The 12,208-nt window shown below is 69.1% G+C and carries 9 protein-coding genes and 1 pseudogene; 6 read left to right on the forward strand and 4 right to left on the reverse strand.

Annotated elements, in window-relative coordinates; genetic code table 11:
* Window positions 1–47 precede the first annotated feature (47 nt).
* From M3Q35_RS08960 to M3Q35_RS08975, 4 genes and pseudogenes are all read right to left on the reverse strand, one after another.
* Window positions 48–1,586, reverse strand: a complete 1,539-nt coding sequence (locus M3Q35_RS08960; RefSeq protein ID WP_273941199.1) for an alpha-L-fucosidase — start codon at window positions 1,584–1,586, stop codon at window positions 48–50.
* 75 nt (window positions 1,587–1,661) lie between these two features.
* Window positions 1,662–2,648: pseudogene (locus M3Q35_RS08965) on the reverse strand (arabinofuranosidase catalytic domain-containing protein); the annotation flags it as partial.
* 91 nt (window positions 2,649–2,739) lie between these two features.
* Window positions 2,740–3,771 carry an arabinofuranosidase catalytic domain-containing protein gene (locus M3Q35_RS08970; RefSeq protein ID WP_273941200.1) on the reverse strand — a complete coding sequence of 344 codons (1,032 nt, stop codon included), beginning with the start codon at window positions 3,769–3,771 and terminating at the stop codon, window positions 2,740–2,742.
* 18 nt (window positions 3,772–3,789) lie between these two features.
* Window positions 3,790–5,181 (reverse strand): glycoside hydrolase family 30 beta sandwich domain-containing protein, encoded by a 1,392-nt coding sequence (locus M3Q35_RS08975; RefSeq protein ID WP_273941201.1) that lies wholly within the window; start codon window positions 5,179–5,181, stop codon window positions 3,790–3,792.
* A 417-nt stretch (window positions 5,182–5,598) separates the two neighbouring features.
* On the opposite strand from M3Q35_RS08975, the gene M3Q35_RS08980 reads away from it, so the two are divergent.
* The 6 genes from M3Q35_RS08980 to M3Q35_RS09005 all read left to right on the forward strand — a co-directional run bounded on the left by M3Q35_RS08980 (window position 5,599) and on the right by M3Q35_RS09005 (window position 12,170).
* Window positions 5,599–6,402, forward strand: coding sequence for an ROK family transcriptional regulator (locus M3Q35_RS08980; protein ID WP_273941202.1), 804 nt, complete (start codon window positions 5,599–5,601; stop codon window positions 6,400–6,402).
* Complete coding sequence (locus M3Q35_RS08985) at window positions 6,399–6,818, forward strand: ROK family protein (RefSeq protein ID WP_273941203.1); 420 nt, start codon at window positions 6,399–6,401, stop codon at window positions 6,816–6,818. Before M3Q35_RS08980 ends, M3Q35_RS08985 begins: the two co-directional genes overlap by 4 nt.
* 181 nt (window positions 6,819–6,999) lie before the next feature.
* A complete protein-coding gene (locus tag M3Q35_RS08990) occupies window positions 7,000–7,902 on the forward strand; it encodes a dienelactone hydrolase family protein (RefSeq protein ID WP_273941204.1) in 903 nt (300 codons plus the stop codon).
* Window positions 7,899–9,236: a GNAT family protein gene (locus M3Q35_RS08995; protein WP_273941205.1), complete on the forward strand. Its 1,338-nt coding sequence runs from the start codon at window positions 7,899–7,901 to the stop codon at window positions 9,234–9,236. Before M3Q35_RS08990 ends, M3Q35_RS08995 begins: the two co-directional genes overlap by 4 nt.
* Before the next feature lie 29 nt (window positions 9,237–9,265).
* On the forward strand, window positions 9,266–10,192 hold the full coding sequence (locus M3Q35_RS09000; RefSeq protein ID WP_337960572.1) for a CE1 family esterase: 927 nt from the start codon (window positions 9,266–9,268) through the stop codon (window positions 10,190–10,192).
* A 220-nt stretch (window positions 10,193–10,412) separates the two neighbouring features.
* Window positions 10,413–12,170 carry an alpha-L-fucosidase gene (locus M3Q35_RS09005; RefSeq protein ID WP_273941206.1) on the forward strand — a complete coding sequence of 586 codons (1,758 nt, stop codon included), beginning with the start codon at window positions 10,413–10,415 and terminating at the stop codon, window positions 12,168–12,170.
* The last annotated feature ends 38 nt before the right edge of the window (window positions 12,171–12,208 follow it).

Below are 12,208 nucleotides of genomic sequence, written 5' to 3' on the forward strand. Positions count from 1 at the left end.
CGTCTCCGAACAGTGTGATGAGGTGGTGGCGGCGACGAAAACGGGGCTCAGCCGGGAATCGGACCGGAGAAGGTCAGCTTCACGACGTAGGCGAGGGCGTTGAAGGGCGCGGTCGCGGACGGCATCGTGAAATGGAGTCCCGCGCTGTCCTGTGTCGGCCGGGGCAGCGTGAGGTAGCTGCCGGTGACGTTGTTCAGCAGCTGCGCTGAGACCAGCGTGCCGAGGTTGAGGCGGCTCGACGTCAGCGTGCTGACGGTCATCGTCCCGCCCTGCCAGCCCAACGCGGTCGCGTACAGCACCTTGCTGTCGGTGCTGCGGGTGAAGCGGATATCCTGCGGTGTACCGGGTTTGGGGCCGGTGAACGAGCCGCCGCCCATCTTGGTCGGGCCCTCGCCGTAGGAACTCCAGGCCCGGGTGCCGTAGATCGACTCGCCGAACCGGCCGAGGTAGTCGCCGATGGTGAGCAGGATGCTCTGCTGGCCGGCCGGAATGGTGCCGTCGGCCATCGGCGCGATGTTCAGGATCGTGGTGCCGCCCTTGCTGACCCGGTCGATGATCGAGTGCAGGATCGCCTTGGCCGCGTAGTAGCCGATGCCGTTGGTGTAGCACCAGCTCGAGCTGGAGATGCTGTCGTCGGTCTCCCAGTACGGCGTCAGCAGCCCGGCCGGACCGCCACGCTCGTAGTCGAACACCTCGCCGCGATTGTCGAGGCCGTCCTTGTAGGTGGCGACCACGTCCTTGTTCCAGGACACGGCCTTGTTGTAGTAGTACGAAAGGAAGTTCAGCCGCTGCGACTCGGTCACCCGGGACAGGTCGAAGTCCTGGTAGATCAGGTCGGGCTGGTAGCCGTCGATGACCTCACGCAGCTTGTCGTACCACAGCTGGTTCTCCGCGGTCGTGCCGAGCTGCCCGTACAGCTTTTTCAGCGTGGTCGTGGACTGCGCCGGCACGTGGTCGTAGTACCCGTTGAAGTGGTAGGCGTGGTGCAGGGCGCACATGAATTTCAGGCCCTGCCCGCGGATCGCCTGCCCGTGCAGGCCGACCAGGTCCAACTTGGGGCCGGTCCGCACCGAGTTCCACTCGTTGGCCTGGCTGTTCCACATCGAGTACCCGTCGTGGTGCTCGGCCACCGGGCCGGCGAACTTCGCGCCGGCCGCCTTGAACAGCTGGGCCCACGCGGTGGGATCGAATTTCCCGCCCGCGGACACCAGCTTCGGCGCGAACTGGGTGAAGTGGCCCGACTTGTCGTTGGCCCCGTTGATGAAGTTGTGGTACGGCCAGGCCGTCGGGCTGCCGTAGGTGTTGACGTGGTGGGTGTTGCAGCTGTCACCGGAGATGTACATCCGGCGCGGGTACCACTCGTTGCCGTAGGCCGGCACGCTGAAGACGCCCCAGTGGTAGTAGATGCCGAACTTGGCGTCCTGGAACCAGGTCGGGGCCGGTGGATGCTGGTCGACCGAGGCCCAGGTCGGGGTGTAGCTGCTCGGGCCGGTGGTCGCGGCGGCATCGGGGGCGAAGCGCAGCAGGCCGAACGCGGTGGCGGTGCCGGCAGCGGCGAGCAGGGTGCGACGGTTGATCGGGGACATTGCGGACACCTTTCGGGCAGGGCTTCGCGGCGTGACGGCCGCCGCAGGCGGCGGCCGTCACGGGATCGGTCAGCGGTATCCGGCGGAGACGACGTTGGCCTGCACCGCGTTCTCGGTGGCGTCGGACGGATAGCCCGACGTCATCACGCCTTCGTAGAAGGTGCCGGCGGAGCCGTGGCTGTTGTCGCCACCGATGCCGAGGATGATCGCGCCCTGCTTGCGCATCGGGTTGTAGCCCGAGACGTTGGGGCGCTTGCCGTCGTAGAACGTCGACACGCCGCCGGACTGCGCGTTGGCGCCGCGGATGGCCCAGTGGTTGGCGCCGCCCTTGACGATGGCTGTCAGGTAGCGGTTGCTTATCGTCGGGTCGTTGGCGTTGTAGTGCTGGTTCACGCCGGAGAACAGGCCGTTCTCCAGGTCGGCCATGATCCACGGGCCGTTGCCGGCGCCGTAGCCCCAGACCTTGATCTTCCCGAAGTAGATCGCTTCCATGGTGCCGTTGCCGTCGTCACGGGAGTTGGTCTCGGCGTTGCCGTAGTCGAAGCAGCAGCCGCCGTTGGAGTGCGTGCCGTCGAGGATGGCGTACATGCCCTCGGGCTGGTCGCCGGTGGCGATGCCGTTGGTCTTGTTGTTGCGGTAGCCCGTTCCCGGGGCGACGAAGACGCCGTAGGCCTTGTGCCCGCCGACCGTGGTCGGCGCGGCGGTGGCGTTCGCGAGGTTGTCGTAGCCGCCCGCCGCGGGACCCTGGAAACCGCCGGGCGGCGCCTGGGTCAGGTTGTTGCCACGGCCCGACTGGTCGTATATCACGGTGATCAGACAGGTCGTGTTGGCGCAGAAGGAATCCTGCGCGGCGGCGTTGGCGTAGCCGCCGGCCGAAAGCAGGCCGATGTTGGCGGTGTGGCTGTCCGAACTGCGCCGGACCTGGTACAGCGGGCCGTTGTAGGCCGAGTAGAGGGCCCGGGTGGTGCTGTGCGCGGCTACGCACGGTGTGCCGCCGGCCGCGTAGATGTCGCACGGGCCGCTGCCGGCCGCCGAAGCCGTCTGTGCTCCGACGACGCCCACACCGGTGAGGGCGAGGCCGACAGCCGCGGAGGTGACTGCCAGCCTTCCGAACTTCCGCACGGATGTGCTCCCTTCTCTGTGACGATGTCCGTCAGCGGTAGCCGGCGGCGACGATGCTCGCCTGCACCGCGGTGTCGGTCGCGTCCGACGGATAGCCGGACACCATGGCCCCCTCGTAGAAGGTCCCCTGGCTCAGATTGGTGTTCTGGGCGCAGCAGTCGCCGCCGCTGCCGAGCACGATCGCCCCCTGCTTGCGCATGGGGTTGTAGCCGTGGGGGAGTGCGCCGTCCCATAACGTGCTGAGGGCGCCGGCCTGTGCGTTGCTGCCCTTGAGTGCGAACCGTGTGGTGCCGTTGTTCTTCAGCATCGCCGTGACGTACCTGTCGGTGAACGCCCGCTGGTTCGGGTTCCACTTCGAGCTGCCGCCGGGGAACAGGCCGTACTCCAGGTCGGCCTGCACCCAGGGGCCGGTGCCGGTGCAGCCGCCGAACCAGCAGCTGGTGCTGAAGTTGATGGCGTCCATCGCGCCGGCCCCGTCGGCGCGGCGGTCGGTCTCGCTGTTGCCGTAGTCGAAGCAGCAGCCGTGGTTGACGTGCGTGCCGCTGGTGACCATGTACTCGCCCTCGGGGGCGCTGCCCTTGGGTACGCCGGTGCTGGAACCGTTGCGCCAGTAGCTGTTCCCCGGGTTGATGTACAGCGAATAGACCTTGTGCCCGCCGGCCGTGAGGGACTCGCGGGCCGCGGCGGCCGGGGTGTCGTGGCCGCCGGCGCCGCCCGGTCCCTGGTAGGCCAGGTCGTTGCCGTGGCCGGACTGGTCGTAGAGGACGGTGATCACGCAGGAAGTGCCGGCACAGAAGGCATCCTGGGCCGCGGCATCGGCGTAACCGCCCCTGGCCAGCACGCCGATGCTCGCGGTCCGGCTGTCCGAGCCGCGTCGGACCTGGTAGAGCGGGCCGTTGTAGGCGGCGTAGAGAGCCCTGGTGGTGCTGTGGGCGGCTACGCAAGGGGTTCCGCCGGCCGCGTAGATGTCGCACGGCAGGCTGGTGGCCGCCGCTGCCACCGGGGCCGTGACGCAGGCGATCGCGACAGCGACGGCTAGGGCCCAGATTTTACTGCTTCGCATGGCTTCCCGGCCTTTCGGTCAGCGCGTGATGCGGAAGGTCACGAGGGATCGCCCGGGCACGGTCGCGGTGAAGGCGCCGTTGGTGAGCGGAATCGAGGCCTGGGCGGCGATGTTGCTGCTGCCGTTGGTCAGGTAGGGCGTCACGGTCCCGCTGGACAGGCCGGTATTGGCCGTGGTGTACGCCGCCGACGTGCTGCTGGTGCCGGAATTGAGCGCCACCACGATGATCGAGCCGTCTGGGTTCTTGTAGGCCGACACCTGGAGGCCGCCGGTGGTGCTGCTGGCCGAGATCCGGGTCGCGCCGGGGCGGATGAACCGGCTGTAGTTGGCCAGCGAGTAGTAGCGCTTGGCCGGGGTCAGCGTCGAGCCGCGCAGCCCGATCAGCGAGCTGTCGTGGCTGGTGGTGCTGATGCCCCAGAAGTAGAAGAAGGCGTTGAGGTTCGCGCCGGTCAGGCCGGCCTGCACGTGCTGGGCCCAGGTGAAGCCGTCGGCCTGGTTGCCGTCGTCCCACGCCCCGTCCCACTGGTTGCCGTTGACCGACCACTCGGACTGCCAGACCGGCTGGCCACTGGTGTTGACGGGCGTGGTCGGCGCGCCGGAGTAGCCGTGGCTGGTGTAGACGCCCGCGTTGCCCTGTACCGCGCTGACGTAGCTGGGGAGCTGGTTGAAGCCCAGCGTGTCGCAGCAGGTGATCTTCGTGGACAGCCCGGACGAGCGCAGCGTCGGGCCGAGCACGGACAGGAAGTTGGCCGCCTGTGTTGGCGTGAACAGCATGCTGCCGAAGCCGCCGGTGCTCGTTGCCGGCTCGTTGACGAAGCCCAGTGTCGAGGGCGTGACCCCGGCTGACGCCCAGAACTTGGCGTCCTGCACGAGGTAGTTGGCGTAGGCCTGCCGCCAGTCACCCGAGGAGCACGAGACGCCCGGCACGCCACACAGCCCGCCGCGCTGGGCACTGTTGGTCATGAAGCTCGGCGGCTCCCAGGCGTTGTTGTAGAAGTTCGTGACCCCGTAGCCGTTCTTGGCCTGCTGGGCCAGCCACAGCTGCCCCTCCTCGGTGCCGCCGTTGCTCGGGTTCCACACGTACTGCGGGGGCGCCGACGGGCTGCCGGGGCTGCGCGGCTCGATGGAGGCGCTGCCGGACGGGATGTCGTTGCGGATGATGGTGAAACCGGCGCCGCTGGTCGGGCTGAACAGCATGTCCAGCGCCTGCTTCTGGGCTGCGCCGGTGAGCCCTCGAATGGCGTTGGCCATGCCGAAGGACTCGGAGATGCCGAATCCGTCGATTCGCTGGTAGGTGGTGGCGCCGTTGACGGACACCGTCGTCGCGGCGTCGGCCGGGATCGCGCAGAGCGGGCCGAGGCCCGCGATCGCCGCGGCGACCAGCGCGATACGACGGGTGGGTCGGGACATGGTGGCCTCCGTATCGGCCGCAGGGAGGAAGTGTTAGCGCTAACATCACGCGCCGCGGGGCTGGTGGGCAGGGTTGCCGTGCGATGGGCTAGCGGCCCTCGTCCGATGGGACGTCAGGCCCGGGGCGGCGAGGCCCGAATTCCTTGGAACACCGATACTTGGTCACGTTCGCACGTCCTTGGGCGAGTGTGGGCGGGGCCGAAGCGCTCGTCACGGTCCGCGACTGCGCTGTTGCTCGGACCGCATGCCGATGCTGGAACCTGGCTGTCGGCGGTGTCAACAGGTTGAACAAATTTCACCGAATGGTCCCACCGGCTCGTCGAATTGCCGTCGAATATGGTCAGGCGTACGCGAGGCACACCCGGGATTTTGTTCACTGCTTGTCGGGCCGGCGGCCACGGGTGTACATCTCGGTTCGTGCACAGGGAGATTCCGGCGGCGCGGCCGGGAAATCGCGAGCGGGTCGTCGAGCTGCTGCGGACCCGCGGCGCCCTGAGCCGAGCGGACATCGCCCGGTTGCTCGACGTCTCCCGGGCGACAGTGTCCAATGTGGTCGCCGTGCTCCAAGCCGCCGGGTTGCTGGTGGAGAGCGGCAGCACCGGCAGCGGGGCTCAGCAGCGGCGCGGCCGTCCCGGCAGCCTGCTCACGCTCAACCCTTCGGCCGGGGCCGTGGTGGGGATCGACTTCGGGCACACGCACGTCCGGGTCATCGTGGCCGACCTGGCGCACACGGTGCTGGCCGAACACGTCCGGACGTTGGAACGTGACCACGACGCGCGCGACGCGCTGCGCATGGCCAGCGTGCTCGCCCGTGAGGCGCTGGCCGCCGCGGACGTGGCGCAGGGCAAGGTGATCGGGGTCGGGGCCGGCCTGCCGGGGCCGATCAACACCCGAACCGGCGCGATCGGGTCGTCCAGCATCGGCCCGAGCTGGGTCGGCCTGCGGCCCGCGGACGAGCTCGGCACGCTGCTCGGGCTGCCGGTGATCGTCGACAACGTGGGCAATCTCGGCGCGCTGGCCGAGGTCACCTGGGGCGCGGGCCGTGGCGCGCAGGTGGCCGTGTACATCAAGCTCGATGCCGGTGTCGGCGCCGGGTTCGTGCTCGGCGGGCGGCTGTACCGCGGGGCCTGCGGGACGGCGGCCGAGTTCGGCCACATGACCATCGACCCGGCCGGGCCGATCTGCCGGTGCGGCAACCGAGGCTGCCCGAGACGTTCGTGAGCGTGCCGGCCCTGCTGGACCAGTTGGGGTCACGGCACGACGGCGCCCGCACCGCCCAGGACATGGTGCGGTCGGCGCTCGACGGCGACCGTGCGGGGGTGCGGGTGCTGGCCGACGCGGGTCAGCGTATCGGCGCGGCCGTGGCCATCATCTGCAACCTGGTGAACCCGGACCGTGTGATCATCGGCGGCGAGTTGTCGGCCGCGTATGACATTCTGGTCCCGTCACTGCGCACCGCCCTTGAACGGGACGCGCTGCCGTTCGCCTCCGCGCAGGTGACCGTGTGCCGAGGACAGCTCGGCGACCGTGCCGTGGCACTGGGCTCCGTCGCTGCCGTCCTCCACTCCACCAGCGGATTTCTCCGACGCTCGCGACCCGATGGGCCTGGCGCTGAACAAAATGCCGCCATGCGGTAGCGCCGATCGGCCGTGTGGACGGCTTTTCGGTCGAATATGTTCAAGTCGTTGACATCCTCCGCTTCCCGGTCCCACCATCGGTCCTCGCGACGACGGGCCGGCGGAAGTGACCGGTCCCGCACCGCGCTCTCGGCTTTCGCACCTCGCCGGAATTCCCTGACGTGACAAGGAAGAGGGCGTCATGAGAAGCTCAGTCCACGTGCGCCGGCGCACCGCCGGACTCGCCGCAGTGGCGGCGGTTCTCGCGCTCATCACCGCAGCGCCACCGGCGTCCGCGCAGCCGTCCGGCACCACTCGCGGCCCGAACCCGACCATGGCCATGATCGAGGCCAGTCGTGGCCCGTTCGCGACCGCGCAGCTGAATGTCGCTCCGGGCAACGGATTCAACGGTGGCACCATCTACTACCCGACCGACACGAGCCTCGGCACCTGGGGTGCGGTCGCCATCGTGCCCGGATACACCGCCCTGTTCCGCAACGAGGAAGCCTGGATGGGACCATGGCTCTCCTCGTTCGGCTTCGTGGTGATCGGCGTGGAGACCCTCAGCCGCACCGACAGCGCCGACGCCCGGGGCACGGAACTGTTGGCTGCCTTGACCTATCTTACCCAGCGCAGCCCGGTGCGCGATCGCGTCGACCCGGCTCGTCTGTCGGTCATCGGCCACTCGGCCGGCGGCGCCGGCGCCATCCTCGCGGCCGAGCGACAGCCGTCGTTGCGGGCCGCGGTGGGGCTGGCGCCCGGCTCCCCGGTGGGGAGCACCTCCCTGGCCACCGACCACGTGCCCATGATGATCGTCGGCGGACAGCGCGACGCCGTGGTCACACCGACCTATCTGAACAACCTCTACGCCACGGTTCCGGCCGCGACCCAGAGCGACTTCGTGCAGATCGCCGGCGCCGATCACGTCTACTACACCCATCCGAACAACGTCGAGATGAAGGTCTTGATCCCGTGGCTCAAGACCTTTGTGGACGGTGACGCCCGCTACACCCCGTTCCTGTGCCCGAAGCTGCCGGACCCCAGCGGAATCTCGCTCTACCGACCCAAGTGCCCGTACACGCCGCCGGCCGGGCGGCAGCCGTGAGCCGACCGCGCGCGTACCGGCTCGCGGCGCTCACCTGCGGCTTGCTGGTGATGGTGACGCCAACCGCGCCGGCGATGGCCGCGAGCCAGACCGTGACGGTGGACCTGTCGAGCACGCAGGGGCCGCCGCAGTACCGGGCCTCGGGCACGCTGTACGGGATGACGGAGAACGGGGCCAACCCGCCGGACCACTTCTACCGCGACATCAAATGGCACTTCGAACGGGCCGGCGGCGCCCAGCTGGACCGGCCCGGCGGCTGGGTGTCCGGCAAGTTCGCCCGGCGCTGGAACTCCACGCTCGCCCAGGCTCGCCGTACCGCCGCGCTCGGCGGGACGTTCATCATCCTGCCGCACGATCTGTGGGGCGCCGACGGCACGTCCGGCCTGCGGTTCCCCGGCGACAACGGCGACTGGACGGATTTCGACGACTTCTTGGCCACCGTGCTGTCGGACGTGAAGGCCGCCGGGCTCACCGTGGAGTGGGACATCTGGAACGAGCCGGATCTGAGCGGGTTCTGGGGACGGCCGCAGTCGCAGTACCTCGCCATGTGGTCCCGCGCCTATCGCCGGATCCGCGCGGTGTTCCCGACCGCGGTCATCGTCGGGCCGAGCACGGCCGGCAAGCCGTCGGCCGGCAGCGGGTGGTGGCGGGCGTTCCTTGATCAGGCCAAGGCCGACCACACGCTGCCCGACGTCTACAGCTGGCACGACGAACCCGGCGACCCGGTGGCGGAGCGGGCGAGCGCGGACGCGCTGCTGGCCGAGCATGGTATCGCCAACACTCGCCCGTACCAGATCAACGAGTACGGCACCCACGGCCAGCAGAACGCCGGCTACGGCGGCTGGTTCATCGGCCGGCTGGAGCGCGCCGGCGCGGACGGCCTGCGCGGCAACTGGGGCAGCGGCGCGAACCTGCACGACTTCGCGGCCAACCTGCTCGTCAAGAACGGCGCGGGCCAGTACCAGCCGCGGGGCGAGTGGTGGATGTATCAGTTCTACGGCGGCATGACCGGAAGCCTGGCCGCCACGACACCGAGCGCCGACGTCGAGGCGGTGGCCACGAGAACCACCGGCGCGGCCAAGGTCCTGCTCGGCAATCGTGGCAGCGCCGGCACTGTGAGCGTGAACATCAATCGCTTGGACGCTGTGCCCGGTCTCGTGACCGGCGGACAGGTCCGGGTGATCGTGCAGCGCGTGCCCGACAACAACGGCGGCGCCGTCACCGGCCCGGTCACCGTTACCGACCACATCGTCGGCGTCGAGGGCAACTCGGTCGCCGTGTCCGTGCCGTGGACCAACGCCAGCGACGGCTACACCGTCACGGTGCTGCCTTGACGTGTTTCGTTCGACAGTAGGGAGATCACGTGAAACTCACTCCACCTGGGCGCATGCTGGCCGTGATAGCGGCCGCCGCCGCACTGCTGGCCACGTCGACCAGCCAGGCAGTGGCGGCCCCGACGGCCTCGGCAGTGCCGGCGGCGTCGACCGCCGGCTGCGGCCAAGCGCCCACGTTGTCCAGCGGCACGCACACGATCACCAGCAGCGGCAAGGCCCGCAGCTACATCCTGACCCTGCCGAGCAACTACGACCGCAACCATCCGTATCGACTGATCTTCGGCCTGCACTGGCTCGGCGGCAACGCCGAGGACGTCGCGACCGGGCGAACCGTGCTGGCCGGCGTCTGGGCCTACTACGGGCTTCAGCAGCTGTCGGACAACAGCACCATCTTCGTTGCGCCGCAAGGGCTCAACAACGGCTGGGCCAACTCTGGCGGCCAGGACGTCACGCTCATCGACGACGTGCTCAAGCAGCTCGAGGGCGGCCTCTGTGTCGACACGACACGGGTCTTCTCGGTCGGCTTCAGCTACGGGGCAGCGATGACCTACGCCTTGGCCTGCGCCCGGCCGACGGTGTTCCGGGCGGTCGCGCTGTACTCCGCCGGCCTGCTCAGCGGGTGCAGCGGCGGCACGCAGCCCGTCGCCTATCTCGCCTCGCACGGTGTGAGCGACCCGGTCCTGAGCATCGCCGGCGGCCGGTCGCTGCGTGACCGGTTCGTCAAGAACAACCAGTGCACGCCACAGAACCCGCCCGAGCCGGCGAAGGGCAGCCGCACCCACATCGCCACCACCTATGCCGGCTGTTCGGCCGGCCACCCGGTGGAGTGGGTCGCGTTCGACGGCGGCCATGACGCGAGCCCGGCGGACGGCGCGAACGCCACCGCGCCCGCGCCGGTGAAGGGCCGCACCACCTGGCTGCCCAAGGAGACCTGGAAGTTCTTGACGCAGTTCTGAGTGGACACGGCGCCGGGGATCCACGGATCTTCGGCGCCAGTTCATCGAAACAGCCGTCGAACGACGTTGACGCCGTCACGAGGCGACTCCTAGCCTCCGGGCAATCGGCTGTTGCGCGCCACCGGAGGTCCCTGTGCCCAAGCCCGAATCTCCGTTGTGCCAAGGGCAATTCCTCTCCGGTGGGGTGCCGCTGCCGCCGTTGCGCATACCGCGGTCCGATATGGACCTGGACCAGCAGCCGATTTCGCTTGTCCGCTGGCGGGAGGACGCGAAGATCGGGTTGTTCGTCCACTGGGGCGTGTATGCCGGGCCGGGCAAGGGGGAGTGGCACCAGCACGAGGCGCGGATCAAGCCGAGCGTGTACCGCGGCTTCCTCGAGGACGATTCGCCGGAGCAGTTCACCGCCGATCGCTACGACCCGGCGGCGTGGGTGCGGCTGGCCGAGGAGATGGGTGCGAAGTACGTGGTGCTGACCGCGCGCCACCACGACGGCTTCGGCCTCGCCGCCAACTCCCATCCGAACGCCTGGACGAGCCTCCAGCCGCCGCTCGAGCGGGACTTCGTCGCCGAGTACGTGTCCGCGGTGCGAGCAGCCGGTCTGAAGGTCGGGCTGTACTACTCGCCGATCGACTGGCGCTACCCGGGTTATTACAACGTCACAGGTGCAGCGAGGCCTTCACCGTGGAACCTGGAGGACTCCTCCGACGCCTTCGACTATCACGCCGACGCACGCGTGTTGAAGGAGGAGGTCTACCAGGCGGTCAAGCAGTTGGTGACCGAGTACGGCCCGATCGACGACCTGTGGTGGGACGGGGGCTGGCTGGCCGAGGAGGGCCTCGACGCCGACGCCGCCTTCTTCTGGGAGCCCGGCCGTTTCCGCGATCCGGCCAACGAGTGGCCGGTGGACGAGTACGGCTCCATCGACGACTCGACCGGGCGACCGCTGGGGTTGATGGGGATGGTCCGTGCCCACCAGCCGCACCTCGTGGCGAACTCCCGTTCCGGTTGGGCCGGTGACTATGGCGTCGAAGAGGGCAGCTACGTGTCGACCGGGCCGCTGCGCCGAGGCCTGGTGGAGAAGACCTTCACCATTCGGGGCCACTGGGGCTACACCGCGGCGGCCACGTCGATGAGCTACGACGAGATCGTCGCCTTGGTGGTCAACAGCCTCGTCCGGAACATGACCACCCTCATCAACGTCGGTCCGGACCGGCACGGCGAGGTGCCGCAGGACTCGGTCGACGTGCTGCGCCGGCTCGGCACCTTCCTGTCCGAGTGCGGCGAGTCCGTCTACCACACGCGGGGCGGCCCGTGGCAGCCCGTCGACGGCCAGGTCGGCTATACCTACCGTGGCGCAACCTTTTATGTGCACCTGTTGCCCGGGCAACCCGCCGGCCGGTTCACCACACCGGCGATCGGCGACGCCCGCGTCCGTCGCGTTTTCGACGTGCGCACCAAGCGGAATCTGCCGTTCCAGGTGAGCCTGGACGGCCGCGTGACGATCTCCGACATCGACCGCCGCGGACATCGGCCGGATACCGTGCTCGCCGTGATGTTGGACCGCTCAGTCGTGGCCACCGATGTCGCGGCCGCCGGAATCGCCACGGCGGACAGCGAAGTTAGCGGTAACACCGCCGCCAGCGCGATCGACGGCGACACGGCCACTCGGTGGTGTGCGGCCGATGATGCCGTCGGTCATCGGCTCCAGGTCGACCTGGGCCGCTTCGTCGACCTCACCGGCGTCCGGATCGCGTGGGAGCTGCCGGACCAGACCTACCGCTACCGCCTCGACAGCTCGATCGACGGCATCACGTGGTCCACCGTCGCCGACCGCACCGACAACACCGACACCGCGCAGGTCCACACCTTGGCCTGCACCGGGACGACACGCCATCTGCGCGTCACGGTCACGGGCCTGGACACCGGCCGTCGGGCCTCGATCCGTTCGTTCGAGGTCTTCGACCGCCCGTTCAGCTGACCCGCGACGCTGGGAAGGGGGCCTTCCTCGACTCCGAG

The organism is Kutzneria chonburiensis (genome assembly GCF_028622115.1).
Classification (GTDB): Bacteria; Actinomycetota; Actinomycetes; order Mycobacteriales; family Pseudonocardiaceae; genus Kutzneria; species Kutzneria chonburiensis.